Here is a 25,686-nt window from a genome sequence, read left to right on the forward strand (position 1 = left end):
TCTTCGAGGCGGGGGCTCACCGATTGACTTCGGAATACGTTCCGAAGTGCCGTCGGATCATGCCCACTCCCACGGTCGCCTTCTCCGAGCTCTCGAAGAACTCGAAGCGTGTCGCGGACATGCTCGACCGGGCCCAGCGCGTGCACATCACGCGACGGGACGGCGAGGATCTGCACCTGCCGACGGCACGCCATGACCAGCAGCGCGAGGAGACGGCGGACAGCACGGCCCGTCTGCTCGCCGCACTACGAGGTGACCGGCGTTCCCGAGGGCGCCGAGTAGCTTCCGCCCCCGCTGCCGAATCAGTCATCCCACTCTGGCTCAATGCCGACGCAGCGAAACCGGTCACAAGGGGAAGGACTCCCCCATGACCACGTCCACCTCACGCGCACCACGTGCGCTGCCCCTTGCCGCGACCCTGCTCACGGCGACCGTCGCGCTCTACATCGCCCTTGTCGCGTTCGGGAACATCACCGACTTCGACAGTAATCAGCAGTTCGTGCGGCATGTGCTGGCGATGGATACGACGTTCAAGGACGACGACCTGATGTGGCGGGCGGTCACCAGTCATGGGCTGCAGGATGCCGCGTATGTCGTGATCATCGCGTGGGAGACGGTCGCCGCGCTGGTGTTGATCGGCGGGACCTGGTTCTGGGGGCGCAGGGAGTACGCGCGGGCTCGGCAGGTGTCCACGTACGGGCTGTTGATGTTGATGGTGTTGTTCGGGGCCGGGTTCATCGGGGTCGGTGGGGAGTGGTTCGCAATGTGGCAGTCGGAGGACTGGAACGGGCTGGAGGCGGCTACCCGGGTGTTTCTGTTGAGCGGGGTAGTGTTGCTGGTGATCCAGCTGCCCGGCGCCGCGCCCGACGCTAGTTGACGACCGCGACCTTCGTGCCCGCCGCACCGAACGTCCATACCGCCGCGCCGTCCGCCGTACCCATCCGGATGCCGCCGGTCTGTACGCCGGAGGCGGGCGGTGGGGAGGAGCCGTCGACCGCGTTAGAGAAGGCGACGTTGACGCCGGACTTGGCGGTGAAGTACACGATGTGCTCGATCTTCACGCCGTCGGAGCCGGTGAGGGGACCCTCCGCGCGCGAACCGACCGCGTAGGTCCCGGCGTCCGGGGCGACCGTTCCCGGCCAGACGGCGAAGGTGCGGCTCGCGTTGTCGCTCGCGCCGACCAGCCAGACCCGTTTCTGGCCGAGGGAGTACACGATCCGGCGTCCGGTGCCCGAGCCGTCCGGCACGGCGGCCGGCGCCGCCGTCTTCGTGGGCTTGGCCGACGCCGACGCGGACGTGCTGGGGCGGGCGGTGGCCGCCTCCGGCTTCGTTCCCTTGTCGGCCTGCACGGCCAGGACGACGACAGCGGCGATCGCTCCCACCGTCAGACCGGTCACCCAGACCTTCGGGGCTGGCACGGCACGCATCTCCTCGGCTAAGGATCCCCGTCAAACGGAGAACGGGCGTCGGATCATCGTACCGGGCCCGACCTCGACGCCCGCCCCCTCACAGCCGGCCCAGCGGCAGGCTCTCAGTCCAGCACCGGCAGCAGCTCCGGCAAGTGCCCGTCCGACACCGCCGCCGCCCGCTGCCGCTCCTGCGACACCTCCCCGTACAACGTCGTACGCGCCTTCGCCGGACGCCCCGCCGCCTCCGCCACCGCGATCAGGTCCTTCACCGACTTGTACGAGCCGTAGGAGGAGCCCGCCATGCGGGAGATCGTCTCCTCCATCAGCGTGCCGCCGAGGTCGTTCGCTCCGGAGCGGAGCATCTCCGCCGCGCCCTCCGTGCCCAGCTTCACCCAGCTCGTCTGGATGTTGGGGATGTACGGGTGGAGGAGGAGACGGGCCATCGCCGTCACCGCCCGGTTGTCGCGCATCGTCGGGCCCGGCCGCGCGATCCCCGCCAGGTACACCGGCGCGTTCGTGTGGATGAAGGGGAGCGTCACGAACTCCGTGAAGCCGCCCGTCCGTTGCTGGATGCCCGCGAGGGTGCGGAGATGGCCCAGCCAGTGCCTCGGCTGGTCCACGTGGCCGTACATCATCGTCGAGCTCGACCGGATGCCCAACTCGTGGGCCGTCGTGACGACTTCGATCCACGTCGCCGTCGGCAGCTTGCCCTTGGTCAGGATCCAGCGGACCTCGTCGTCGAGGATCTCGGCGGCCGTGCCGGGGATGGAGTCCAGGCCCGCCTCCTTCGCCGCGCTCAGCCACTCCCGGATCGAAAGGCCCGTCCTCGTCGCGCCGTTGACGACCTCCATCGGCGAGAAGGCGTGGACGTGCATCCCGGGGACGCGCTCCTTGACCGCCTTCGCGATGTCGAAGTACGCCGTCCCGGGCAGGTCGGGGTGGATCCCGCCCTGCATGCAGACCTCGACCGCCCCGACCTCCCAGGCCTGTTGGGCGCGGTCCGCCACCTGGTCCAACGACAACGTGTACGCGTCCGCGTCCGTACGGCGTTGGGCGAAGGCGCAGAAACGGCAGCCCGTGTAGCAGACGTTGGTGAAGTTGATGTTCCGAGTGACGATGTATGTCACCTCGTCACCGGCCACCGACTTGCGCACGTCGTCCGCGATCCGCGTCAGCGCGTCCAGCGCCGGACCGTCCGCGTGCAGCAGCGCCAGCGCCTCCGCGTCGGTCAGCTTCGTCGGGTCGTCCGCCGCCGTCGCCAGTGCCTGGCGTACGTCCGTGTCGATGCGCTCCGGGACCATGCCGGGGACCGCGGCCTCGCGCAGGGCGCCCCAGTCGCCGTACACCTCGTCGAAGTCGTCACGTCGGTCGGACGTACGGCCCTCGGTGTCGATGGTGGTGTGCAGATCCGTACGGCCGGACGAGACGAACGCCTCCTCCGGTTCCTGCCAGGGGTGGCCCTCGACCACCGCGTCCGGGCGGGCGAGGCCCGTCTCCGGGTCGGCCAGTGCGGCCACGTGCGGGCGCAGGCGCGGGTCCAGCCAGGGTTCGCCGCGCCGGACGAACTCGGGGTATACGCAGAGACGTTCCCTCAGCTCGAAACCGGCCGCCGCGGAGCGGGCCGTGAGCTCCTCGATCTGCGGCCAGGGGCGTTCCGGGTTGACGTGGTCGATGGTCAGCGGGGAGACCCCGCCCCAGTCGTCGATACCGGCGCCGATCAGCCGCTCGTACTCGCTGTCGACCAGGTTCGGCGGGGCCTGGATGTTGGCGCCGGGGCCCATGATGTGCCGGGCCACGGCCACCGTGGCGATCAGTTCGTCGAGTTCCGCGTCCGGCATGCCGCGCATCGCGGTGTCCGGCTTGGCGCGGAAGTTCTGGATGATCAGTTCCTGGACGGAGTGGTAGGCCCTCGACACCTTCCGCAACGCGAACAGGGACTCCGCGCGCTCCTCGTACGTCTCGCCGATGCCGACCAGGAGGCCGGAGGTGAAGGGGACCGACGAGCGGCCCGCGTCCTCCAACACCCGTAGGCGTACGGCGGGTTCCTTGTCCGGGGAGCCGTAGTGGGGACCGCCCGGCTCGGACCAGAGGCGTTCAGCGGTCGTCTCCAGCATCATGCCCATGCTCGGCGCGACCGGCTTCAGGCGCTGGAAGTCCGTCCACGTCAGTACGCCCGGGTTGAGGTGGGGCAGCAGGCCCGTCTCCTCCAGGATGCGGATGGAGATGGCGCGGACGTAGGCGATCGTGTCGTCGTAGCCGTGTGCGTCCAGCCACTCGCGCGCCTCGGGCCAGCGGTCCTCGGGCTTGTCGCCCAGGGTGATCAGGGCTTCCTTGCAGCCCAGGGCTGCGCCCTTGCGGGCGATGTCGAGGACCTCGTCCGGGGACATGAACATGCCGTGGCCGGCTCGGCGGAGTTTGCCGGGAACGGTGACGAAGGTGCAGTAGTGGCACTTGTCACGGCACAGGCGGGTGAGGGGGATGAAGACGCTCTTCGAGTACGTGATGACGCCGGGGCGGCCGGCCGCCTCCAGACCTGCGTCGCGTACGCGGGCGGCGGATGCGGTGAGGTCGGTGAGGGCCTCGCCGCGGGCTTGCAGCAGGACGGCGGCCTCGGTGACGTCTAGGGCGACGCCGTCACGGGCGCGTTTGAGGGCGCGACGCATGGAGTTGTCGGTGGGGCCCGTTCCGGAGGTCGCGGAAGTCGTCATTCATTGAGCATACGTTCGGGGTCGGGAGGTTCGGAGAGGGTCCGGGGTGGTGCAGTGCGCTGCCGGGTGCGGGTCTGTTGTGGCTGGTCGCGCAGTTCCCCGCGCCCCCGGGAGGTTGAGCTGGCCGCCCTACAAGTATTCGGCGTATCCGTCCAGCACTCGCAGGACCTCCGCCTCCCCCGCCGGTGGCAGTTGGACGACCACCTCCTCGATGCCCAAGCTCGCGTAGTGGGCGAGCTTGCCCGGTGTGGGGTAGATCGCGTACGGGATTACCTGAAGGGCTGCCGGGTCGCGGCCCGCGTCCGCCCAAGTCGCCCGGAGTACCGGCAGTGTCTCCGTCAGGCCCCGGCCCCCGATCGGGAGCCAGCCGTCGGCGTATTCGCAGATGTGGGTGAAGAGCTTGGGGCCGGCCGCTCCGCCGATGAGGGTGCGGGGGCCGACCACCGGGCCGCGGGGTTTGCGGACCGGCTTGGGGTACGCCGAGGAGGCCCGTACGCTGCCGAACTCCCCCTCGTACGCGGTCGGTTCCTCCGACCACAGGGCGCGCATCAGGGCCGTCCGGTCGCGGACCAGCTCGCGTCGCCTGCGCCATTCGACACCGTGATCCGCGGCCTCCTCGACGTTCCAGCCGAAGCCGAGGCCGAGGGTGAAGCGGCCGCCGGAGAGGTGGTCCAGGGTGGCGATCTGCTTGGCGAGGTCGATCGGGTCGTGCTGGGCGACCAGGGTGATGCCGGTGCCGACGTCGAGCCGCTCGGTCACCGCGGCGGCCTGGCCGAGGGCGACGAAGGGGTCGAGGGTACGGCCGTACTCGGGCGGCAGCTCGCCGCCCATCGGGTACGGGGTCGCCCGCTCGACGGGGATGTGCGTGTGCTCGGGCAGGTACAGGCCGGCGAAACCGCGCTGCTCCAGCTCACGAGCGAGCCGGGTCGGGGCGATCGTCTCGTCGGTGAGGAAGATCGTTACGGCGATGCGCATGCCCCATCTGTACCGGCAGCGCCCTCAGATGTCCATACCGACCGGTCGGCATTGTTCGCGCCCGTGACGAAGACCACCCCGCGCCCTACCGTGGAAGGCGTGACCTCCGGCCGGGACCAGGAGAACCAGCGGAACCCGCAGAACCAACAGACGAGGACCGTCAGCGGCACCCTTCCCCCAGGGGCGCCCGACTATGTCTACGTTCCCGTCGAAGTCCCGGACGGTGTCCGGGAGTTGTGGGTCTCCTACTCCTACGACCGGCCGTCCGTTCCGGCCGGCACTCCCGGCAACGCCCTGGACATCGGGCTCTTCGACGAGCGCGGCATCGAAGTGGGCGGGGCGGGCTTCCGGGGGTGCGGGTGGGGCTCGGAGTGAGTTCTTCGTGCGGGCGGATGCGGCCACGCCCGGTTATCTGCCGGGGCCGGTCCGGGCCGGTACCTGGCATATCGCGCTGGGTCCGTACACGGTCGCTCCGCAGGGGCTGTCGTACGAGATCACCGTCACGTTCACTTACGGGGAGCCCGGGGAGACGGCCGAGCCCGTCTACCCGCCGGACCGGGCCGCCGGGCGTGGGCGGAACTGGTACCGGGGCGACTGTCACCTGCACTCCTGGTACTCGGACGGGCGCCGCACCCCGGCCGAGATCGCGGCGCGGGCGCGGGCGGCCGGGCTGGACTTCATCACCTCCTCCGACCACAACACGACGTCCGCGCACGCCCATTGGGCCGCCGAGGCGGGAGACGACCTGCTGGTCCTGCTCGGCGAGGAGGTGACGACCCGGAACGGGCACGTCCTCGCCCTCGGGACCGAGCCCGGCACCTTCGTCGACTGGCGTTATCGGGCCCGGGACGACCGGCGTTGGGAGGGGTTCGCGCGGCTGATCCGTGAGGCGGGTGGGCTCGTCGTGCCGGCCCATCCGCATGCGCCCTGTATCGGCTGCGCCTGGAAGTTCGGGTACGGCGAGGCGGATGCCGTGGAGGTGTGGAACGGGCCCTGGACGCCGGACGACGAGGTGGCGCTGGCGGAGTGGGACGGGGGGCTGGTCGCGTCCGTGCGCGACAGCGAGGAGGGGCGGGGCTGGCTGCCGGCCATGGGCAACAGTGACGCGCACCGCGATCCGGATGTGGTCGGGCTGCCGCAGACGGTCGTCCGTGCCGCCGATCTGACCCGGGAGGCGATCCTGGAGGGGCTGCGGGCGGGGCGGTCGTACGTCGCCGAGTCGCGGTCCGTGTCCCTGGCCTTCAGCGCCTTCACCGACGACCGGGGCGCGGGGATCGGCGAACGGCTGGCGGCCGACCCCGGCACCCCGGTCACCGTGCGCCTGACGGCCGAGGGCGTCCCGCGCTGCACGGTCCGGTTCGTGACCGACCAGGGCGTGCTGTTCACCGGCGACCCGCTGCCGGTCTCCGGCTCCGGCACGGTGGAGTGGCGTACGACCGCCGGGCACGCGGCCTACGTACGGGCCGAACTGCGGCACGAGACGGCGGTCGGGCCGCTGCCCGGGGTGATGGCGGCCTTCACGAACCCGGTGTTCCTGGGTCGCCGGTGACGGCCGCCTTCACGCACCCGACGATTCCGGGGCGTCGCTGACCGACTGCAGGTCGGCGACGACCGCCGCGTGGTCGGAGGGCCAGACGCCGTCGACCGGACCGAACCCGGTCCGCCGTACGCCCCGCACGGTGCCGATTCCGCCGGGGCCGGCCGGGCCGCCCACGTGGATGTAGTCGACGCGGGTGCTGGGGCCGAGGCCGGGGTGGACGTACGGGTTGGCGGTGTCCCAGGTGGTGGCGGGGGCGGCCGGGTCGGCGTAGCCCCAGGCGTCGAAGAAGACCTGGCCGGGGACGACGGGGGCGGTGCGCGTCCCGCTGAAGCGGCGGATCTCGTCCGCGTCGGGCGGGGCGTTGAAGTCGCCGGTGACGACGGGCGGGAAGTCGGTGCCGGAGCGGTGGGCGGCGACGAACTCGGCGAGGGCGGTGACCTGTTCGCAGCGCTGGGCGGAGAAGTGGAGCTGCGAGGTCAGGTGGACGGTGAAGAAGGGCAGTTGGTGGCCGGGGGCGTCCACGCGCGCGTAGAGGGCGAGCCGGCCGTCGTCGGCCTCCTCGGGGGCGGGCAGTCGCAGCACGTCCCGCTCGACGACGGGCCAACGGCTCAGTACCGCGTTGCCGACCTCGACGCCCGGCTGCCCGATCCGGCGCTGCCAGCGGTCGGAGGCGGGTGAGGCGGCCCAGGTCCAGTGCAGACCGAGTTCGCCGGCCAGCCACTCGGCGAGGTTCTCGCCGTCGGCGGCCCACACCTCCTGCAGCCCGACGACATCCGCGTCGGTCTCCCGCAACACCGCGAGGATCGCCTTCTGCCGCTCCGCCCAGGGGCCGAACCGCCACCACAGGTTCCAGGTCATCACGCGCATCGCCGACACCCCTTCGCCCGCCCGCCGCGGACGCTGGGACCATTGAACCCGCTGCCACCGGCGCCTGCCGGGAATCGGACGACAAAAGAGACGACAAGAGACAGGAGTCTCAGCGGTCATGTCCAGCGACGCCGAGAACAAGTACCGGAAGGCGCGCTCCTTCCAGCGCCTCCTCAACCCGATCATGCGCCGACTCCCCCTCCAGACCGTCCTGGAGACCACGGGCCGCACCTCCGGCCTGCCCCGCCCGACCCCGGTGGGCGGCCGCCTCATCGGCGACACCTTCTGGCTGGTCTCCGAGTTCGGCGACCGCTCCAACTACATCCGCAACATCAAGGCCGAGCCGCGGGTGAGGGTCCGGATCCGGGGGCGGTGGCACACCGGCACGGCCCACCTCATGCCGGAGGACGACACGACGGCACGACTGCGCACGCTGCCGCGGATGAACAGCACGTCGGTGCGGGCCATCGGGGCGGGGTTGTTGACGGTGCGGGTGGATCTGGACGGGTGAAAGCCCTTCACCCGTCACCCCTCACCCGTCACCCCTCACCCCTCACCCCGGCCAGACGATCGACTGCACCTCGCTGTACGCGTGCAGCGCGTACGAGCCGACGTCCCGGCCCACCCCGCTTTTCTTGAAGCCGCCGAACGGGGCCTCCATGTTGCGGCCCACGGTGTTGACGCCGACGCCGCCCGCGCGGAGGCGGCGGGCCACGCGGAAGGCCTTGGCCACGTCGGAGGACCAGACGTAGTCGATGAGGCCGTAGTCGGTGTCGTTGGCGAGGGCGATGCCTTCTTCCTCGTCGTCGAAGGGGATGACGACGACCACGGGGCCGAAGATCTCCTCGCGGGTGACCCGCATGTCGTTGGTGCACTCGGCGAGGAGGGTCGGGGTGACGTAGAAGCCGCGGTCCAGCGGCGGGCGTTCGCCTCCCGCGACCACCACCGCGCCTTCCTTGCGGCCGAGTTCGACGTAGGACTCGACGCGGTCGCGGTGGGCGGCGGAGATCACCGGGCCGACTACCGTGTCGGGCTCTCGCGGGTCGCCGACCTTCAACCGGCCCGCGTATACAGCCAGTTGCTCGACCAGGCGGCCGTACACGCCCCGCTGGGCCAGCACGCGCGTCGGTGCCGTGCAGATCTGGCCGCTGTAGAAGGAGAAGGTCGTGCCGATGCCGGCCACCGCGGAGCCCACGTCCGCGTCGTCGAGGACGACCGCCGCGCCCTTGCCGCCCAGCTCCATCAACTGGCGTTTCATGTCCCGGCCGCACGCCTCGGCGATACGTTGCCCGACCGCCGTGGAGCCGGTGAAGCTGACCATGTCGACGTCGGGTGAGGAGACGGCCGCCTCGCCGACCCCGACCGAGCCGCCGGAGACGACGTTCACCACGCCCGGCGGCGCACCGGCGGCCTCCAGCGCCTCCGCCATGCGGTAGACCGACAGCGGGTCCTGCGGGGCCGGCTTCACGACGACCGTGTTGCCCATGGCGAGGGCGGGGGCGACCTTGCCGGCCGGGTTGGCCCACGGGTTGTTGTACGAGGTGATGCAGGTGACCACGCCGACCGGCTGGCGTACGGCGAGCGCGCCCATGACGCCCGCCCGCCCCATCGGCCCGGCCTCGTTGATCTGCGGCGGGATCGCCCACTCGGCGCTCTCCACGCGCGCGTACCGCCGGAAGCGGGCGACGCCCACCCCGACCTGCATCGCACGCGCCGTGCCCGTCGTGGCGCCGGTCTCCGCCCGGGCCAGTTCGGCGTACGGCACGAACCGGCTCGCGATGACGTCCGCCGCCCGTCCGAGCACCGCCGCCCGCTCCTGGGGCGAGGTCCGCGACCACGGCCCGGAGGCCTCGCGGGCCGCGGCGCAGGCCGCGTGCACCTGATCCCGCGAGGCCTCCGGAGCCCAGCCGACGGTCTCCTCGGTCGCCGGGTCGACGACCTCGTAGTGCCCGCCGTCCGGCTCGACCCAAGCGCCGCCGACGAACAGCCGCTGCCCGTCCGGCACTTGACTCACCTCGTGCTCACCGTCCTCGTGTCCCGCCCGGACCGCAGCACTTTCCCCGGCACCGCCCCGCTCACCACGTCGTCCCGGATCGACTCGACCCCGTTGACCCACACGGCCCGTATCCCGATCGCCTTGGCGTCCAGCCGCGGACTGTCACCCGGCAGGTCGTGCACCAGGGTGGCCTTGTCGGCGTCGATCCGTTCCGGGTCGAAGAGCACCAGGTCCGCATGGAAGCCCTCCTCCACCCGCCCCCGCTCCCGCAGCCCGAACAACCGCGCCGGATCATCGGTCAGCATCTTCACGGCCTGCTCAAGCCCGACCAACTTCCGCCCACGCAAGCAGTCGCCGATGAACCGCGTGGTGTACGGCGCCCCGCACATCCGGTCCAGATGCGCGCCCGCGTCGGAGCCGCCGAGCATGACGTCCTCGTGCTGCCAGGTCTCGGCACGCAGCGCCCAGGACGCCGGGTCGTTGTCGGTGGGCATGGGCCACAGGACCGTACGCAGCTCGTCGGCGGCGCAGATCTCGACCAGCGTGTGGAAGGGGTCCTGCCCCCGTTCCGCCGCGATGTCCTTGACGACCCGCCCGGTGAGCCCCTGGTTCGCCTCGCTGTACGTGTCCCCGATGACGTACCGGCCGAAGTTCGCGAGCCGCCGAAAGACGCCCGCCTCCTTCGACTCGGCCCGCCGCAGCATCTCCGCCCGCACCTCCGCGTCCCGCAACCGCGCGATCCGCTCCGGCACCGGGAGCCCCAGAATCGGCCCCCACCCCGGTATCAGATTCAGCGCGCAGAACGTCCCCAACGACATGTTCATCGGCGTGAGGATGGGCATGGTGAGCGCGACCACGCGCCCGCCGGCCTTCCGCGCCTGCTCGCTGGCGAACAACTGCCGGGGCACCCGCTCTGGCACGGACGCGTCGATGGTGAGCACATTCCAGTTCAGGGGCCGGCCGGCCGCCGCACTCATCTCCGCGAACAACTCGATCTCGGCATCACTGAACTGGTCGAGGCAACCGGCCACGATCGCCTCGATCTGCGTCCCCTCATGCTCACCGACAGCCTTGGAGAGAGCGAGAAGTTCGGCGGGCTTGGCATGCCGGGAGGCGACGGGTTGCCCGTCCCCGTCGGAGTGGGTCGAGGACTGCGTAGTGGAGAACCCCCAGGCCCCGGCCTCCATGGCCGCGTGCAACAGCCCCACGATCTCGGCCAGTTGCTCGTCACTGGGCTGCCCACCGACGGCATCCGGCCCCATCACGTGCCGGCGGAGAGCGCAATGTCCCACCATGAACCCGGCGTTGACGGCGATCCGCCCCTCAAGGGAATCCAGATACTCCCCGAAGGAATTCCAACTCCAGGGCGCCCCCTCCTCCAGGGCCACCAGGGACATCCCCTCGACCTTGGACATCATGCGGCGGGTGTAATCGGCGTCGGCGGGCCGGGCAGGGTTCAGGGGCGCAAGGGTGAACCCACAATTCCCGGCCGCGACCGTGGTCACCCCGTGGTTGAGGGACGGGGTGGCATACGGATCCCAGAACAACTGGGCGTCGTAGTGGGTATGGGGATCGACGAACCCGGGCGCGAGAACGAGCCCGGAGGCGTCCTCGGAGGTCCTGGATTCCTCTGCGACCTGACCGACGACGGCGATCCGACCGTCCCGAATCCCCACGTCGGCGGTGTAGGCGGGCGCACCCGTGCCGTCCACGACGGTGGCGCCTTTGATGACGTGATCGAGCATGGACCGGACCCCCTTACACAGACTGACGGAACCGCGAGGTCCGGTGGACCGGATCCGTGTCGATCTTCGGAATCACGTGCTCCCCGATCAACCGGATCGTCCGCAACGTCTCCTCCTTCGGCACCCCCACCGGCAGCCCGAAGCTCAACTGATCCGCCCCGGCCTGCTCCCACCGCTTGCACTGCGTGAGCACCTCGTCCGGATCGCCGCAGATCAGCAACTCCTCCTCGATCAACAGCTCCACGAACTCCGCGTTGTACTCGGGCAGGGTCTCCGGCCACACCGGGAACCCCTCGGGCCGAGGAAACGTGTCGTGGTACCGGAACACGAGCGAGGGCAGATAGTGCAGCCCTCCGTTCACGGCGACCTCGATGGCCTCGGCATGAGTCGGCGCGCAGATCGCCGTCGTCGTCACCATCACGTTGTCGTTGACGAAGTCACCGATCGGCTCCGCGTTCACGACCGCCGTCTTGTACTGCTCCAGCACCCACTCCATGTCGGAGACCTTCTGGATGCTGAAGCCGAGCACGCCGAGCCCCTTGCGGGCGGCCATGGCGTACGACGGAGGGGAGCCCGCCGCGTACCACATCGCCGGGTGCGACTTCCCGTACGGCTTCGGCAGGATCTTCCGCGGCGGCAGCTGCCAGTGCTTGCCCTGGAAGCCGACGTACTCGTCCTGGAGCCACATCTTGGGGAACTCGGCGATCGTCTCCTCCCAGATCTCCTTGGTGTAGTTCATGTCGGTGATGCCGGGGAGGAAGCCGAGGATCTCGTGCGAGCCGGCGCCGCGGCCGGAGCCGAACTCGAAGCGGTTGCCGGTGAGATGGTCGAGCATGGCGACCTTCTCGGCCACCTTCACCGGGTGGTTGACCTGGGCCAGCGGGTTGAAGATGCCCGAGCCGAGGTGGATGCGGTCGGTCGCGTGCGCGAGGTAGCCGAGGAAGACGTCGTTGGCTGAGAGGTGCGAGTACTCCTCCAGGAAGTGGTGCTCGGACGCCCAGGCGTACTTGAAGCCGGACTTGTCCGCCTGGATGACGTACTCGGTCTCCTCCATCAGCGCCTTGTGCTCGGCCAGCGGATCGGTCTCGGCGCGCTTGCCCACATATCCCTGTACAAAGAGCCCGAATTCCAAGGAGGTTCACCGTCCCCGGTTCTGGTGTGTCCACGGTTTCTGACGATCCGTCAGCTCAGTTGGCCCGACTGTTGCACCACGCGCATGGAGGGTCAATACCTGACGTTGAGTCAGATGACGGAGACCCCCGCGAGCCATCCCCCGTCGATCACGAAGGGCTGCCCGGTGATGTAGGAGGAGTCCTCCGAGGTCAGGAAGAGCGCCAGTCGGGCCACTTCCTCCGGCCGGCCGATCCGGCCGAGCGGCACGAGCTTGCGGTACAGCTCGTCGAGGGCCCTGGACATCCCCTCGACGTCCGCGTTCGGGTCCAGCTGGGCCGGGTTGGACATCGCGGTGTCGATGGCGCCGGGGCAGATGGCGTTGACCCGGATGTGCCGGTGCGCCAGTTCGAGGGCGGCGACGCGGGTGAGTCCGAGGATGGCGTGCTTGGTGGCGGCGTACGTGCCGACGGCCGCCATGCCCGTCACCGCCGTGTACGAGGCCGTGTTGACGATCGTGCCGCCGTCCTCCATCGCCGGTGCCACGGTCTTGATGCCGAGGAAGCAGCCGACCTGGTTCACCCGCACGACCTGCATGAACTCGTCGAGGGGCGTGTCGACGAGGGCGTTGAAGCGCAGGATCCCGGCGTTGTTGATCAGCCCGTCGATCCGCCCGTGGGCCTCCTTGGCCGCAGCCACGGCCGCACCCCAGTTCTCCTCCTCGCCGACATCGAGATGGACGTACAGCGCGCCCAACTCCTCTGCCAGCGCCTTCCCCTGCTCGTCCAGCACATCCGCCACGACCACGCTCGCGCCCTCGGCCGCGAACAGCCGCGCCTCCTGCTCCCCCTGCCCGCGCGCCGCCCCGGTGACGAGGACGACGCGTCCGTCGAGCTTGCCCATGGCGCACTCCTTCGCATCGGTGGATACCGGCATCGTAGCGCCGCATCTGACGGATCGTCAGACAGTCATCCGACCCTTGCACAAGCACACATCAAGTGACTTGCAGGTAGGGACATTTGACTCTGGCCACACCTCTGCCCGGCTCCAACAATGCCGGGTATGGCAAAGCGGAGATCACGCAACAGGAAAGTCAGGTATGTGGCGATCGGTGCGGCGCTCGCCACCGGTGGCGCCGTCGTCGCCCTGCTGCCGCAGGCGAACGCGGCCGACGCGAAGACGCCGGACCAGATCATGACCATGTGCGAGAGATCCGCGGTGATCAATGGCGAACAGCGGTCGGTGGAGGATTTCGGCGGCGCCTTCGCGGACGGTTTCCAGGCCGACAACTGCGATTTCGTCGAGACGAATTTCGAGACCTTCGACGGGCCCACCGAAAAGGCGTCCATCGACTTCCCCAACTGCGAGCCGAACGCCACCCAACCGGCCAAGGTCTCCCTCACCTGGTCGTCGACCTCGGCCCAGGGGCAGGGCAAGTACGTCTCCACCCAACAGGGCGGCGGCGGAGGCCTCTTCGGGTTTCTGAGCGGGTCCTGGGTCAAGCACACGGGCACCCTCGACATGACCGTGAAGTCGGCGACGGCCGGGGACACCGAAGCGCGGGACGTGCCGGTGGGCAAGGTGCTGCACATGGAGTTCACGCCGAAGCTGCAGCGCATGACCGGCGAATGGCGGGTGCGCATCGACGCCGACCCCGGCAGCTTCGCCGTGAACCCTTCCCCCGAGCAGAACTTCGTGGCGCCGGACGTCGTCGAGGGTCCCGTCATCCTGCCCGGCGCCGCCGGCGCCCCCGGTGTCGTGGACGGCACCTCCAAGGCGGTCCTGGAGGACTGCTGAACGTCCGGCCAGGCATCAAGTAACCGCAGCTCGCACCCTCTTCACCCCCACAGGAGACATTCATGACCCGGACCGGCCGCACCAGAAGCCACCGGAGCAGGAAGAAGCGCATCACCCTGGCCCTGGCCCCCGTGGCGGCGCTCGCGGTGATCGTCCCGCTGATGAACCAGGCGGGGGCCGCCACCCCCTCCGAAGTGACCGCCGACTGCGCCTCGGACTCCGACAGGCTGGCGGACTGCGAGTTCGTCGACGTCCAGTTCAAGGCGAACAGTCTCGGGCCCAATGAACGCGTCTCGGCGGTGACCGACAACTGCGGTGCCACGGGCACCGCGTCGAAGACCTTCAATGTGAGCGCGTCGGTGACGCGGACCATTCAGCTGGAGAACGGGTCCACCACCGAGGCCGGCACGAAACTCGGGAACTCGTTCTTCGAGGTCGGCCTGGAGTTCAGCACGTCGACCATCAACATCACGCGTGACGACAAGACGACCACCCTGGCGTTCAGCCGGACGGACACCGTGCAGACGGACAGCATCGCCTTCTTCATGTGGTCCGCCAAGCGCACCGATGTGAGCGGATTCCTCAAGGCCACGTACAAGGAGGCGCAGGACGGTCGGACGGTGTTCTTCTCGCCGAGCGAGGGCGCCGCGACCGTGCACGTCTTCTATCCGCAGATCCTCAACAACGGAACGCCCGACGGGCGGCTTTGGCTGCGGAACGTGAAATGCGGAACCGCCGAGGCGAGCGGTGTCCAGAACTCGACGAAGGCCGTCCGCTCGGAACCCGGATTCGGTGAGGGCGGCGCCAATGTCACCGACGTGGACATACCGTTGACGGAGGTCCCGGCACCCTGATCCTCGGAAGATCCGGTTCTCAGGTGCGAAGCACGGGTGTGGTCCCCAGCCAGCGCAGGACCGCGTCCGTGCCGCTCCGGGCATCCAGCTTGGCGTAGATGTTGCTGAGGTTGTTGCGGACGGTCTTCTCGCTCAGCCGCAGCCGCAGGCCGATCTGCCGGGCGCCCAGGCCGGTCGACAGCAGCTCCATGATCTGCTGCTCGCGCGGCGACAGCAGGCCGCGCAGCCGCTGCATCGCGCCGTCGGCCGCGGCCATCCGCCGGGCTCCTTCCCGCAGGGCGGCGGACGCGGACGGCGAGAGGTAGGTGTGCCCGACGGAGGCGGCCATGGCCGCCGAGGACAGCACCTGGTCGCAGTAGTCGCCCTCGACCAGATAGCCCGCCCCGGCCCGGAACACCTCGACCACCGTCTCGGTGTCCTGGCGCGGGCTGATGACGACCACGGGAACACCCCGGGCGCCGAGGTGCTCCAGCAGTCCCGGAAAGGACTCCGCCGGATCCTCGCAGCGCAGCAGGACGACGTCCGCCGTGGTCTCGCTCAGCCCGGGGTAGGGCGGGAGGACACGCCGCACACCGCTGACGAACGGGTCGTCCGGGGCCGGCCAGTCGTCATACGGCCAGGAGTCCCCGGTGGAGGCCAGTACGACGGAGAGCCGCTGGAGGGATCGCACTTCGGGGGTCCTTCCGCCGGAGCCATCACGTCCGTACGTCCGTACATACGCGGCTCGGCGTGAACCTGTTCAAACAGGACGTGGTCAGAGCAGGGGCGCCACCTCGGTGCCGAAGTCGGTGATCTGGTCGGTGAGTTCGGTGCGGTCGCGGCAGCGGAAGCGCACCTGGATCTGGTGCACGCCCATCTCCCCGTACGCCCGCAGGGACTCGGCGAGCGCGTCCGGTGGGCCGGTCAGGGTGCGGCGGCCGACGTCCCAGGTGGCGGTGCCGACGTAGAGCGGTTCGGTGATCGCGCCGATGGTGAACGGGCCCTCGATGCCCGCCCGTTCGCGCAGTTCGCGGATGCGGGCGAGCTGGGCGGGGAGGCGGTCGCGCGGGTCGCCCTGGGGCAGCCAGCCGTCGCCCTTGAGCGCGGCGCGGCGGACGGCGGCGGGTGAGGAGCCGCCGACCCAGAGGGGGACGCGTGGCTGGGCGGGGCGGGGGCGCTGGCCCAGGCCCTCGAAGTCGTAGAGCTTGCCGTGGTGTTCGGGGAACTCGTCCGGGCCGAGCGCCTGGCGCAGGGCGTCCACGCACTCGTCGAGGACCGGTCCGCGCCGGTCGAAGTCGACGCCCAGCGCCTCGAACTCCTCCCGTACGTGCCCGGCGCCGACCCCGAGGATCAGCCGGCCGCCGCTGAGGTGGTCGAGGGTGGCGTACTGCTTGGCGGTCGCCAGGGGGTGGCGCAGGCCGACCACCGCCACGTGGCTCAGCAGGCGGACGCGTTCGGTCACGCCGGCCAGGAAGGAGAGGGTGGCCACGGGGTCGTACCAGGTCGTGCCCATGGCGGCGGCCAGGCGGCGCGGGACGCCGACGTGGTCGCAGCCCGCGATGTAGTCGAAGCCCGCGCGGTCGGCGGCGCGGGCGATCTCGACGAGGTCGGCCACGCCCGCCGCGGCCTCCCAGGGCTCGGCGTAGATCGTGCTCTGGGACTGTACGGGCAGTTGGATGCCGTACGCCGGGGCGGTCACCGCCACAGTCCCTCGGGGGTGAGGCCGAGCAGGTCGATGGCGTTGGTGCGCACGATCCGTTCCACCACGTCCGGGGCCAGGTGGCCCATCTGGGCCTCGCCGACCTCGCGGGACTTGGGCCAGGTGGAGTCGGAGTGGGGGTAGTCGGTCTCGTAGAGGACGTTGGCGACGCCGATGGAGTCGAGGTTCTTCAGGCCGAAGGCGTCGTCGAAGAAGCAGCCGTAGACGTGCTCGGCGAACAGCTCGGACGGCGGGCGGTGGACCTTGTCGGCGACCCCGCCCCAGGCGCGGTTCTCCTCCCAGACCACGTCGGCGCGCTCCAGGATGTACGGGATCCAGCCGATCTGGCCCTCCGCGTACATGACCTTGAGGTTCGGGAAGCGCTCGAACTTGCCGCTCATCAGCCAGTCGACCATCGAGAAGCAGCAGTTGGCAAAGGTGATGGTCGAACCGACCGCGGGCGGTGCGTCCTTGGAGGTGGAGGGCATCCGGCTGCTGGAGCCGATGTGCATCGCGACGACCGTGCCGGTCTCGTCGCACGCGGCGAGGAAGGGGTCCCAGTCGTCGGTGTGGACGGAGGGCAGGCCCAGGTGCGGGGGTATCTCGGAGAAGGCGACGGCACGCACTCCGCGGGCGGCGTTGCGGCGGACCTCGGCGGCGGCCAACTCCGGGTCCCAGAGCGGGATCAGGGTGAGCGGGATCAGGCGGCCCTGCGCGGCGGGGCCGCACCACTCCTCCACCATCCAGTCGTTGTAGGCCCGGACGCAGAGCAGGCCCAGTTCGTGGTCGGCGGCCTCGGTGAAGGTCTGGCCGCAGAAGCGCGGGAAGGTCGGGAAGCAGACGGCGGACTGGACGTGGTTGACGTCCATGTCGGTCAGGCGCTGGGGGACGTCGAAGGAGCCGGGGCGCATCTGCTCGTAGGTGATGACCTCCAGCTTGATCTCGTCCCTGCTGTACCCGACGGCGGTGTCGAGGCGGGTCAGGGGGCGGTGCAGGTCCTCGTACACCCACCAGTCGCCGATGGGTCCGTCGTCCCCCGGTTCGCCCATGACGGGGGCGAACCGGCCGCCGAGGAACGTCATTTCCTTCAGCGGGGCGCGGACTATGCGGGGGCCGGTGTCGAGGTACTTCTTCGGGAGCCGGTCCTGCCAGACGTTCGCCGGCTCCACGGTGTGGTCGTCGACGGAGATGATCAGGGGAAAGTCGCCCTGGGCGGTGTCGTGGGTGTCCATGGCGGCCACGGTAGCGCCGATCTGACGGGTCGTCAGCTATGCGGGTGGCGGCTTCTTGGTGGTCGGCTCTGTGCGGATGTGTGCGAAGAGCGCGTGAGGGCTTTGTGATATCCCGCGCGGCTGTCTGTGACCGTGCCCTCCACAGCTGACGCATCCGCCATGAACAAGGCAAACTGACGGGGTTGAAGACAGGCTCTAGGGGGACGGCCATGGACGTACCGCGAGTACCGGAGCAGAGGCGCCGCGATGTCGCGGACCCGGAGGCGCTGGACTTCGGTGTGCTCGGCCCGGTGCGCGCCCGGCGCGGCGAGGAACAGCTGGCCACCGGCTCCCCGCAGCAACGCGCCCTGCTGGCGGCCCTTTTGCTGCGCGAGGGCCGGATGGCCACCGCGGCCGAGCTGATCGACGCCCTGTGGGGCGAGGAGCCGCCGTCGCAGGCGCTGGCCGCGCTGCGCACGTACGCCTCCCGGCTGCGGAAGGTGCTGGGCGCCGGGGTCCTGGTCAGCGAGTCCGGCGGCTACGCGGTGCGCGGGCTCGGCGAGGGCGCGCTGGACCTCGCGGTGGCGCAGGAGTTGGCGGCGGAGGCGGAGAAGGCGAAGAACGCCGGGGACCTGTGCCATGCCCGGGACGTGCTGGGGCGGGCCCTTGCGCAGTGGGACGGGGAGGCGCTGGCGGGGGTGCCGGGGCCGTACGCGGAGGCGCAGCGGGTCAGGTTGGAGGAGTGGCGGCTGCAACTCATCGAGTCCCGGCTGGACATGGACCTGGAGCAGGGCTGCCACGCGGAGGCGGTCTCGGAGTTGACCGCGCTGACCGCGGCGCACCCCCTGCGGGAGCGGCTGCGCGAGCTGCTGATGCTGGCCCTGTACCGCAGCGGACGGCAGGCGGAGGCCCTCGCGGTGTACGCGGACACGCGCCGCCTGCTGGCCGAGGAACTCGGCGTCGACCCCCGCCCCGGCCTGCGCGAGCTGCAGCACCGGATCCTCCAGGCCGACCCGGGCCTCGCCGAACCGTCGGCACCGCAGCCGGAGCCCGCCACAGCGTCGGTACGGCCCGCCCAACTCCCCGCCACGGTGCCGGACTTCACCGGCCGCTCGGCCTTCGTCGCCGAACTCGGCCAAGTGCTGGCCTCGGCGGAGGGCCGGGTGATGGCGGTGTCGGCGCTCGCGGGCATCGGCGGTGTCGGCAAGACGACCCTCGCCGTGCACGTGGCCCACGAGGCGCGGACCGCCTTCCCGGACGGACAGCTCTACGTCGACCTCCAGGGCGCCGGACCGCGGCCCGCGGAACCGGAGACGGTGCTCGGCTCCTTCCTGCGCGCCCTGGGCACCCAGGACTCGGCGATACCGGCCACCCTGGAGGAACGCTCGGCGCTGTACCGGTCCGTCCTGGACGGGCGCCGGGTGCTGGTCCTGCTGGACAACGCGCGGGACGCGGCCCAGGTTCGTCCGCTGCTGCCGGGCACGGCGGGCTGCGCGGCGCTGGTCACGGCCCGGGTGCGGATGGTCGATCTCGCCGGGGCCCATCTCGTCGACCTGGACGTGATGTCCCCGGACGAGGCACTGTCCCTGTTCACGAAGATCGTGGGCGAGGAGCGGGTGGCCGCGGAGCGGGAGGCGGCCCTGGACGTGGTCGCGGCCTGCGGGTTCCTGCCGCTGGCCCTGCGCATCGCGGCCTCGCGGCTGGCGGCTCGCCGGACCTGGACGGTGTCGGTGCTGGCGGCCAAGCTCGCGGACGAGCGGCGCCGCCTCGACGAACTCCAGGCCGGTGACCTGGCGGTGAAGGCGACCTTCGAACTCGGCTACGGCCAGCTGGAGCCGGCCCAGGCCCGCGCCTTCCGCCTGCTGGGCCTGGCCGACGGCCCGGACATCTCGCTGGCCGCCGCCGCGGCCGTACTGAACCTCCCGGTGGAGGAGACGGAGGACCTGCTGGAGTCCCTCGTCGACACCTCCCTGCTGGAGTCGGCGGCTCCGGGCCGCTACCGCTACCACGATCTCGTACGGCTCTACGCGCGTGCGTGCGCCGAGCGGGACGAACTGCCGCCGAGCGTGGGGGCACCTCCCGCGCCTTTCGGGCAGTGGGGGAGGGATGCGGCGCTGTCGCGGCTGCTGGACTTCTACCTGGCGACGGCGGCCGGGGTGTACGCGATCGAGCGGCCGGGCGACCGGCTGGTGGCGCATCTGGAGGCGACCCGGTATCCGGGCCTGGTCTTCGACGACCGGCATCAGGCGCTGGACTGGCTGTTCGCGGAGGCGCACTCGCTGCTCGCGTTCGTCCGGCAGTGTGCGAAGGGCGCCACGCTGCGGCGCGCGGTGGATCTCCTGTGGGCGGCGAAGGACCTGGCCGAGTCGGGGGCCAACGCCCGGCAGTACGAGGCCGCGGCGGTCGTCCTGCGGGACGCGGCCGAGCGGGTGGACGACCCGCGGGCCTGGAGCCGGGCGCTGACCACCCTCACCAACGTCCATCTGGTGGCGGGCCGTTTCGACCAGGCCGACGAACAGGCGCGCCGGGCCATGGAGTTGGCCCAGCGCGCGGACGACCTGGCGCCCAGCAGCTGGGCCGCGAACGACCGGGGCGTCATCGCGGTGTACCAGGGCCGCCATGCCGACGGTGAGGCATTTCTGCGTCAGGCCATCGAGAGCTTCCGGCTGGACCAGAACCTCGCCGGCGAGGCGAGCGCCCTGTGCAACCTCTCCCGTATCCATCTGGCCATGGGCCAGGTGACCAGCGCGGTGGAGCTCGCGCAGCAGGGCATCGTCATCTACGACCGTCTGGGGCACACCCTGCGCGGCGCCAACGGCCGTTACGCGCTGGGGCTCGCGCTCACCGGGCAGCGGCAGCTCGACGCCGCCGTCGACAGTCTCACCGAGGCCCTGGAGGTCTTCCGGGACAGCAGGCAACGCCTCTGGGAGGGCATGACCCTCTTCCGGCTCTCGGAGGCCCGCCTCGCCGACCACCGCTCGGCCGACGCGGCGGCCCTGGCCGAACAGGCCCTCGCCGTCCTGCGCGGCATCGGCGGCGAGTGGCGCCGCGGCAACGTCCTCACCGTCCTGGGCCGCGCGCTGAGCACCCTGGGCCAGACCGGCCGGGCCCGCGCCTGCTGGCAGGAGTCCCTCGCCATCTTCGACCAGCTGAACTCCCCGGAGGCAGCGGATGTGCGGGCGCTGCTGAGTTCGGCGACCACCGTGTAGGCCCCCCAGGGGTCCTGCTCGGGGCCGCCGGGCAGGGCCTGTTCGGGATTTCGGAGGGCCGTTCATCGTTCGTTTATCGCGGCGGTGCACTGTTGCCTCATCGATCCGTCGCGTCGGGGGGCAGACGGGTCAGCGGTGATCGACGCCGCTAGGGTGAATGACCCTGATATGCCCGCCCGGCGAGCCTCGGGGGAGTCGCTGGGCGGGCATCGCCCATCACTTAACGGGAGTTGCAAGTCCATGAGCGATGCCAAGAAGGACCCTGTGGTGAAGCCGCTCGACAACCACGCCACGGATGTCGAGAACGTCGTCGTCACCACGCTCGACAACCACGCGACCGACGAGGAGCTCACCGTCCTCGACAACCACGCGACGGGCGGCACCGTGACCCCGCTCGACAACCACGCGACGGACGAGAAGGCCTGAACCGGGCCCACCGACACGGGGGACGGCCGCGGCGGCACCGAGGGGGAGTCGCCGCGGCCAAGGCATGTCCGGGCGCCTTGGCCAGGGCCTGGCCGACGCAAAGGCTCTAGCGCGCCCGCAACTCCCTCTTGAGTACCTTCCCGCTCGCGTTCCGCGGCAGCCCGGCCACGAACTCCACCGACCGCGGCACCTTGTAGTTCGCCATCTCCCGGCGGGCCCATGCGATCAGGTCCTCGCCCGTGGTGACGGCTCCCGCGCGGCGCACGACATACGCCCTGCCGACCTCGCCGAGCCGCGCGTCCGGGGTGCCGATCACCGCCACGTCGGCCACATCCGGGTGCAGGCCGAGGAGTTGCTCTATCTCCGCCGGGTACGCGTTGAAGCCGCCGACGATGAACATGTCCTTGATCCGGTCGGTGATACGGAGGTTGCCGGCACCGTCGAGGACGCCGACGTCGCCCGTTCGCAGCCAGCCGTCCGGCGTCACGGCCTCGGCGGTCGCCGCCTCGTCCTCGTAGTAGCCGCGCATGACGTTGAAGCCGCGGACCAGGATCTCGCCGGGTTCGCCGGGGGGCGCGTCCACCTTCACCTCCGTGCCGGGGATCGCGCGGCCCGAGGTCGAGGCGATCACCTCGGGCGGGTCGCCGCGGCGGCACATCGTGACGATGCCGCTCGCCTCGGACAGGCCGTAGGCGGTGAGGACGGTGCCGACGCCGAGTTCGCCGCGCAGGCGCTCCACCAGGCGCAGCGGGACCACCGCCGCGCCGGTCACCACCAGGCGCAGGGCCGACAGGTCGTGGGTGTCGCGGGCCGGGTGGTCCAGCAACGACTGGTGCAACGTGGGCGGGCCCGGGAGGACCGACACCCGCTCCGAGGCGATGTTCGCCAGCACCGTGTCGATGTCGAAGACCGGCTGCGGGATCATCGTGGCGCCCCGCATGAGGCAGGCGATCACCCCGGCCTTGTAGCCGAAGGTGTGGAAGAACGGGTTCACGATCAGATAGCGGTCGCCGTGCCGCAGGCCCGCCAGTTCGCTCCAGATCTCGTAGCCCCGCAGCGTCTGCGCGTGCGTGATGACCGCGCCCTTGGGACGGCCCGTGGTGCCGGACGTGAAGACGATGTCCGACGGCGTCGAGCCGTCCAACGCCGAGGCGCGGGCGGCGACTTCGGCCTCCGGCACCGCGTCCCCGCTCGCCAGGAAGTCCTTCCAGGACCGGAAGTCGGCGGGCGCGTCGTCCGAGAGGACCACCACCTGCTCCAGCGCCGGCAGCCCCGGCAGCGGCCCGTCCCCCGCGCCGTCCCCCGCCGCCCGCCGCAGCGCCGCCACGTACGAGGTGCCGAGGAACGTGCCGGTCACGAACAGCAGCCGCGTCCCGCTGCGGCGCAGCACGTCCGTCGCCTCCGTGCCCTTGAAGCGGGTGTTGAGCGGGACCAGCACCCCACCGGCCGAGACCGCGCCGAGCGCCGCGACCATCCAGTCGAGGGAGTTGGGCGCCCAGATGCCGACCCGGTCGCCCGGCGCCACTCCGTTCGCCACGCAGGCGGCCGCCGCCCGCTCCACCCGCGCGCCCAACTCGGCGTACGAGACGCGGGTCCGCCCGTCCACCACCGCCTCGGTGTCCGCGTACCGCTCCGCCGCCGCACGGACCAGCTCCGGGATGCTGCGCCACTCCACAATCGGCCTCCCCGAACATCGATCGCCGGACATCGATCGCTGAACATCAATCACCGGACGCATTAGCTGACTACCCGTCAGATTAGCTGTAGCCTGACGGGCTGTCAGCAGGCCTCACAAGGTGCGGAGGTGCGTGCAGCGTGACCATCAAGGACGCCACGGCGATCGTCGGCATCGGCCAGACCCCGTTCGCGAAACACCTCGCCGAGGACGAACGGGCCCTGGCCTGCCGGGCCGTGCTCGCCGCGCTCGACGACGCGGGCATCGCCCCCGGCGAGGTGGACGCGCTCGCCTCGTACACGATGGAGGAGACCGACGAGGTCGAGCTGGCCAAGGCCGTCGGCTTCGGCGACCTCACCTTCTTCAGCAAGGTCGGCTACGGCGGCGGGGGTTCGTGCGCCACGGTCGCGCACCTCGCCGGCGCGATCGCCACCGGGCAGGCCACCGTGGGCGTCGCCTGGCGGTCCCGCAAGCGGGGCAGCGGACCGCGCCCCTGGTCCAACACCACCCGCCAACTCCCCACCCCCGCCCAGTGGACCCGTCCCTTCGGCCTGCTCCGCCCCGCCGACGAGATCGCCATGCTCACCCGCCGCTACCTGCACGAGTACGGCGCCACCCGCGACCACCTCTTCAACGTCGCCCTCGCCTGCCGCAACCGGGCCAACCAGAACCCGGCCGCGATCATGTACGAGCGCCCCCTGACCCGCGAGATGTACATGACCTCCCGCTGGATCAGCGAGCCCCTGTGCCTCTTCGACAACTGCCTTGAGACGGACGGCGCGTTGGCCTGCGTGATCGTCAGCCGGGACCGGGCGCGGGACTGCAGACAGGCCCCCGTCCTCGTCCACTCCGCCGCACAGGGCCTGCCCGCCCAGCACCACGGGATGGTCAACTACTGGAACGACGACCCGCTCACCGGCCCCGCCTGGTCCGCCGCCCGACACCTGTGGAAACACTCCGACTTCACGCCCCAGGACGTCGATGTCGCCCAGATCTACGACGCGTTCAGCGCGCTCGTCCCGCTCTCCCTGGAGGGCTACGGCTTCTGCGGGCGCGGCGAGGGCGGGGCGTTCACCGAGCAGGGCGCCCTGGAGATCGGCGGCCGGCTGCCGCTCAACACCGGCGGCGGCGGCCTCAGCGAGGCCTATGTGCACGGCTTCAACCTCATCAACGAGGGCGTCAAACAGCTCCGCGGCACCAGCACCGCCCAGGTCCCGGGCGCCGCCACCTGTCTCGTCACCGCCGGCGAGGGCGTCCCGACCTCCGCGCTGCTGCTCACCAACAGGAGCTGACCCATGCTGAGTCCGGTCACCGACGCCGACGGCGCCCCCTTCTGGCAGTACGCGGCCCAGGGCGAACTCCGCGTCCAGACCTGCGCCGACTGCGCCGAACCGCGCTTCCCGCCCCGCCCCTGCTGCCCGCACTGCCGGTCCTTCGCGAGCGAGTGGCGCCAGGTCTCGGGCCACGGCCGCATCTGGTCCTACGTCGTCCCCCACCCCCCGCTGCTGCCGGACTACGCCGAGCAGGCGCCGTACAACGTGATCGTCGTCGAACTCGTCGAGCACCCGCGGATCCGGCTGGTCGGCAACCTGGTCGCGGAGGCGGGGGCGCGGCTCGACTCGGTGCCGCCGGAGCGGATCCGGATCGGGGCGCGGGTGCAGGTCGTGTTCGACGCGGCCGGGCTGCCGCAGTGGGTTCTGGAGCGGGCATGAGCAGCACTGTGCGGGTCAGTGCCGACAAGGACACCGGGGTCGCCGTCGTCACGCTCGACCGGCCCGAGCGGCTCAACGCCATCGACCTGGCCATGCGGGACGAACTCCAGCGGGTCTGGGGGGAGTTGCGGTTCGACGACTCGGTGCGTGCGGTGGTCCTCACCGGCAGCGGCGAGCGGGCCTTCTGCACCGGGCTGGACCGGGACGCCGTCGTGCCGCAGCCGAACTCGCCGTACATGGCGGACGATCCGCTGCTGCGCGTCGGCCCGAAGGCCAACGACCTGTGGAAGCCGGTCGTCGCCGCCGTGCGGGGCATGGCCTGCGGGGGCGCGTTCTACCTGCTCGGGGAGTCGGAGTTCCTGGTCGCCGAGCCGAGCGCGAGCTTCTTCGATCCGCACACCACGTACGGCATGGTCAGCGCGTACGAGTCGGTGCTGATGGCGCAGCGGATGCCGTACGGGGAGGTCGCGCGGATGATGCTGATGGGGACGGCCGAGCGGATCGGGGCGCAGCGGGCGTACGACATCGGTCTGGTCTCCGAACTGACCGAGCCCGGCGGGGCGTTGGCGGCGGCGACGGCGTGCGCGACCGTGCTCGCCGGGTATCCGCCCGAGGGCGTCCAGGGGACCGTGCGGGCGCTATGGGCGGCGCGGGAGAGTGCCGTCGCGGCCGGGTTCGCGCAGGCGCCGCATCTGGTCTCGCTCGGGAACCTGCCGGACGAACGCCAGGCGGAGCTGTTCGCCCACCGCGCCAGGGAGTTCCGCACCCGCTGAC

The 25,686-nt window shown here is 70.9% G+C and carries 22 protein-coding genes and 1 pseudogene; 11 read left to right on the forward strand and 12 right to left on the reverse strand.

Going from position 1 to position 25,686, the window contains the following annotated elements; translation table 11 throughout:
- Positions 1 to 59 precede the first annotated feature (59 nt).
- Both M2283_RS27750 and M2283_RS27755 read left to right on the forward strand, forming a co-directional pair.
- Positions 60 to 371 (forward strand): hypothetical protein, encoded by a 312-nt coding sequence (locus M2283_RS27750; RefSeq protein WP_280879139.1) that lies wholly within the window; start codon positions 60 to 62, stop codon positions 369 to 371.
- Positions 368 to 877: a DUF2165 domain-containing protein gene (locus tag M2283_RS27755; RefSeq protein ID WP_280879140.1), complete on the forward strand. Its 510-nt coding sequence runs from the start codon at positions 368 to 370 to the stop codon at positions 875 to 877. Before M2283_RS27750 ends, M2283_RS27755 begins: the two co-directional genes overlap by 4 nt.
- Here M2283_RS27755 and M2283_RS27760 read toward each other — a convergent pair.
- From M2283_RS27760 to M2283_RS27770, 3 genes are all read right to left on the reverse strand, one after another.
- Positions 870 to 1,427 (reverse strand): hypothetical protein, encoded by a 558-nt coding sequence (locus M2283_RS27760; protein ID WP_280879141.1) that lies wholly within the window; start codon positions 1,425 to 1,427, stop codon positions 870 to 872. The two genes, M2283_RS27755 and M2283_RS27760, sit on opposite strands and share 8 nt — an antisense overlap.
- Before the next feature lie 104 nt (positions 1,428 to 1,531).
- Positions 1,532 to 4,117, reverse strand: a complete 2,586-nt coding sequence (locus M2283_RS27765; RefSeq protein ID WP_280879142.1) for a bifunctional FO biosynthesis protein CofGH — start codon at positions 4,115 to 4,117, stop codon at positions 1,532 to 1,534.
- Positions 4,118 to 4,246: 129 nt separating this feature from the next.
- Positions 4,247 to 5,092 (reverse strand): TIGR03619 family F420-dependent LLM class oxidoreductase, encoded by an 846-nt coding sequence (locus M2283_RS27770; RefSeq protein WP_280879143.1) that lies wholly within the window; start codon positions 5,090 to 5,092, stop codon positions 4,247 to 4,249.
- A 99-nt stretch (positions 5,093 to 5,191) separates the two neighbouring features.
- Here M2283_RS27770 and M2283_RS27775 point away from each other — a divergent pair.
- Positions 5,192 to 6,641, forward strand: a pseudogene (locus M2283_RS27775) (CehA/McbA family metallohydrolase).
- 9 nt (positions 6,642 to 6,650) lie between these two features.
- Here the strand turns inward: M2283_RS27775 and M2283_RS27780 are convergent.
- A complete protein-coding gene (locus M2283_RS27780) occupies positions 6,651 to 7,499 on the reverse strand; it encodes an endonuclease/exonuclease/phosphatase family protein (protein WP_280879144.1) in 849 nt (282 codons plus the stop codon).
- A gap of 118 nt (positions 7,500 to 7,617) precedes the next feature.
- Here M2283_RS27780 and M2283_RS27785 point away from each other — a divergent pair, with 118 nt between their 5' ends.
- Positions 7,618 to 8,010 carry a nitroreductase/quinone reductase family protein gene (locus tag M2283_RS27785; protein ID WP_280879145.1) on the forward strand — a complete coding sequence of 131 codons (393 nt, stop codon included), beginning with the start codon at positions 7,618 to 7,620 and terminating at the stop codon, positions 8,008 to 8,010.
- 42 nt (positions 8,011 to 8,052) lie between these two features.
- Here the strand turns inward: M2283_RS27785 and M2283_RS27790 are convergent, their stop codons facing one another.
- From M2283_RS27790 to M2283_RS27805, 4 genes are all read right to left on the reverse strand, one after another.
- Positions 8,053 to 9,504, reverse strand: coding sequence for an aldehyde dehydrogenase family protein (locus tag M2283_RS27790; RefSeq protein ID WP_432423133.1), 1,452 nt, complete (start codon positions 9,502 to 9,504; stop codon positions 8,053 to 8,055).
- A 5-nt stretch (positions 9,505 to 9,509) separates the two neighbouring features.
- The gene (locus tag M2283_RS27795) at positions 9,510 to 11,240 is read right to left on the reverse strand and encodes an N-acyl-D-amino-acid deacylase family protein (protein WP_280879147.1); all 1,731 of its coding nucleotides are present in this window, start codon (positions 11,238 to 11,240) and stop codon (positions 9,510 to 9,512) included.
- A gap of 13 nt (positions 11,241 to 11,253) precedes the next feature.
- Complete coding sequence (locus M2283_RS27800) at positions 11,254 to 12,372, reverse strand: LLM class flavin-dependent oxidoreductase (protein ID WP_348538931.1); 1,119 nt, start codon at positions 12,370 to 12,372, stop codon at positions 11,254 to 11,256.
- A gap of 110 nt (positions 12,373 to 12,482) precedes the next feature.
- Complete coding sequence (locus tag M2283_RS27805) at positions 12,483 to 13,253, reverse strand: SDR family NAD(P)-dependent oxidoreductase (protein ID WP_280879149.1); 771 nt, start codon at positions 13,251 to 13,253, stop codon at positions 12,483 to 12,485.
- A 159-nt stretch (positions 13,254 to 13,412) separates the two neighbouring features.
- Here M2283_RS27805 and M2283_RS27810 point away from each other — a divergent pair, with 159 nt between their 5' ends.
- Together M2283_RS27810 and M2283_RS27815 are read left to right on the forward strand one after the other, a co-directional pair.
- Positions 13,413 to 14,147 (forward strand): hypothetical protein, encoded by a 735-nt coding sequence (locus M2283_RS27810; RefSeq protein ID WP_280879150.1) that lies wholly within the window; start codon positions 13,413 to 13,415, stop codon positions 14,145 to 14,147.
- A gap of 62 nt (positions 14,148 to 14,209) precedes the next feature.
- Positions 14,210 to 15,001, forward strand: coding sequence for a hypothetical protein (locus tag M2283_RS27815; protein ID WP_280879151.1), 792 nt, complete (start codon positions 14,210 to 14,212; stop codon positions 14,999 to 15,001).
- 19 nt (positions 15,002 to 15,020) lie between these two features.
- On the opposite strand, the gene M2283_RS27820 is transcribed toward M2283_RS27815, so the two are convergent.
- From M2283_RS27820 to M2283_RS27830, 3 genes are all read right to left on the reverse strand, one after another.
- Positions 15,021 to 15,671 carry a response regulator transcription factor gene (locus M2283_RS27820; RefSeq protein ID WP_280879152.1) on the reverse strand — a complete coding sequence of 217 codons (651 nt, stop codon included), beginning with the start codon at positions 15,669 to 15,671 and terminating at the stop codon, positions 15,021 to 15,023.
- 84 nt (positions 15,672 to 15,755) lie between these two features.
- On the reverse strand, positions 15,756 to 16,679 hold the full coding sequence (locus tag M2283_RS27825) for an LLM class F420-dependent oxidoreductase (protein ID WP_280879153.1): 924 nt from the start codon (positions 16,677 to 16,679) through the stop codon (positions 15,756 to 15,758).
- The gene (locus M2283_RS27830; protein WP_280879154.1) at positions 16,676 to 17,911 is read right to left on the reverse strand and encodes an amidohydrolase family protein; all 1,236 of its coding nucleotides are present in this window, start codon (positions 17,909 to 17,911) and stop codon (positions 16,676 to 16,678) included. Before M2283_RS27830 ends, M2283_RS27825 begins: the two co-directional genes overlap by 4 nt.
- 209 nt (positions 17,912 to 18,120) lie before the next feature.
- Here M2283_RS27830 and M2283_RS27835 point away from each other — a divergent pair, with 209 nt between their 5' ends.
- Together M2283_RS27835 and M2283_RS27840 are read left to right on the forward strand one after the other, a co-directional pair.
- Complete coding sequence (locus M2283_RS27835) at positions 18,121 to 21,099, forward strand: AfsR/SARP family transcriptional regulator (RefSeq protein ID WP_280879155.1); 2,979 nt, start codon at positions 18,121 to 18,123, stop codon at positions 21,097 to 21,099.
- A gap of 240 nt (positions 21,100 to 21,339) precedes the next feature.
- Entirely contained in the window at positions 21,340 to 21,525 is a 186-nt protein-coding gene (locus tag M2283_RS27840; protein ID WP_280879156.1) for a hypothetical protein, read from the forward strand.
- Positions 21,526 to 21,631: 106 nt separating this feature from the next.
- On the opposite strand, the gene M2283_RS27845 is transcribed toward M2283_RS27840, so the two are convergent.
- Complete coding sequence (locus M2283_RS27845; RefSeq protein ID WP_280879157.1) at positions 21,632 to 23,200, reverse strand: FadD3 family acyl-CoA ligase; 1,569 nt, start codon at positions 23,198 to 23,200, stop codon at positions 21,632 to 21,634.
- Positions 23,201 to 23,340: 140 nt separating this feature from the next.
- On the opposite strand from M2283_RS27845, the gene M2283_RS27850 reads away from it, so the two are divergent.
- The 3 genes from M2283_RS27850 to M2283_RS27860 are packed head-to-tail and all read left to right on the forward strand — an operon-like array spanning position 23,341 to position 25,685.
- Positions 23,341 to 24,492 carry a lipid-transfer protein gene (locus tag M2283_RS27850; protein WP_280879158.1) on the forward strand — a complete coding sequence of 384 codons (1,152 nt, stop codon included), beginning with the start codon at positions 23,341 to 23,343 and terminating at the stop codon, positions 24,490 to 24,492.
- 3 nt (positions 24,493 to 24,495) lie between these two features.
- A complete protein-coding gene (locus M2283_RS27855; RefSeq protein WP_280879159.1) occupies positions 24,496 to 24,912 on the forward strand; it encodes a Zn-ribbon domain-containing OB-fold protein in 417 nt (138 codons plus the stop codon).
- The gene (locus M2283_RS27860) at positions 24,909 to 25,685 is read left to right on the forward strand and encodes an enoyl-CoA hydratase/isomerase family protein (protein ID WP_280879160.1); all 777 of its coding nucleotides are present in this window, start codon (positions 24,909 to 24,911) and stop codon (positions 25,683 to 25,685) included. Before M2283_RS27855 ends, M2283_RS27860 begins: the two co-directional genes overlap by 4 nt.
- Position 25,686 lies beyond the last annotated feature (1 nt).

It is taken from the genome of Streptomyces pseudovenezuelae (assembly GCF_029892565.1).
GTDB lineage: Bacteria > Actinomycetota > Actinomycetes > Streptomycetales > Streptomycetaceae > Streptomyces > Streptomyces pseudovenezuelae_A.

What these genes read in the sequence shown, in the direction of transcription:
- M2283_RS27750 (WP_280879139.1), top strand. Translation starts at nt 60, where the DNA reads ATGCCCACTCCCACGGTCGCCTTCTCCGAGCTCTCGAAGAACTCGAAG.
- M2283_RS27755 (WP_280879140.1), top strand. Translation starts at nt 368, where the DNA reads ATGACCACGTCCACCTCACGCGCACCACGTGCGCTGCCCCTTGCCGCG.
- M2283_RS27760 (WP_280879141.1), bottom strand. Translation starts at nt 1,427, where the DNA reads ATGCGTGCCGTGCCAGCCCCGAAGGTCTGGGTGACCGGTCTGACGGTG.
- M2283_RS27765 (WP_280879142.1), bottom strand. Translation starts at nt 4,117, where the DNA reads ATGACGACTTCCGCGACCTCCGGAACGGGCCCCACCGACAACTCCATG.
- M2283_RS27770 (WP_280879143.1), bottom strand. Translation starts at nt 5,092, where the DNA reads ATGCGCATCGCCGTAACGATCTTCCTCACCGACGAGACGATCGCCCCG.
- M2283_RS27780 (WP_280879144.1), bottom strand. Translation starts at nt 7,499, where the DNA reads ATGCGCGTGATGACCTGGAACCTGTGGTGGCGGTTCGGCCCCTGGGCG.
- M2283_RS27785 (WP_280879145.1), top strand. Translation starts at nt 7,618, where the DNA reads ATGTCCAGCGACGCCGAGAACAAGTACCGGAAGGCGCGCTCCTTCCAG.
- M2283_RS27795 (WP_280879147.1), bottom strand. Translation starts at nt 11,240, where the DNA reads ATGCTCGATCACGTCATCAAAGGCGCCACCGTCGTGGACGGCACGGGT.
- M2283_RS27805 (WP_280879149.1), bottom strand. Translation starts at nt 13,253, where the DNA reads ATGGGCAAGCTCGACGGACGCGTCGTCCTCGTCACCGGGGCGGCGCGC.
- M2283_RS27810 (WP_280879150.1), top strand. Translation starts at nt 13,413, where the DNA reads ATGGCAAAGCGGAGATCACGCAACAGGAAAGTCAGGTATGTGGCGATC.
- M2283_RS27815 (WP_280879151.1), top strand. Translation starts at nt 14,210, where the DNA reads ATGACCCGGACCGGCCGCACCAGAAGCCACCGGAGCAGGAAGAAGCGC.
- M2283_RS27830 (WP_280879154.1), bottom strand. Translation starts at nt 17,911, where the DNA reads ATGGACACCCACGACACCGCCCAGGGCGACTTTCCCCTGATCATCTCC.
- M2283_RS27835 (WP_280879155.1), top strand. Translation starts at nt 18,121, where the DNA reads ATGGACGTACCGCGAGTACCGGAGCAGAGGCGCCGCGATGTCGCGGAC.
- M2283_RS27840 (WP_280879156.1), top strand. Translation starts at nt 21,340, where the DNA reads ATGAGCGATGCCAAGAAGGACCCTGTGGTGAAGCCGCTCGACAACCAC.
- M2283_RS27855 (WP_280879159.1), top strand. Translation starts at nt 24,496, where the DNA reads ATGCTGAGTCCGGTCACCGACGCCGACGGCGCCCCCTTCTGGCAGTAC.
- M2283_RS27860 (WP_280879160.1), top strand. Translation starts at nt 24,909, where the DNA reads ATGAGCAGCACTGTGCGGGTCAGTGCCGACAAGGACACCGGGGTCGCC.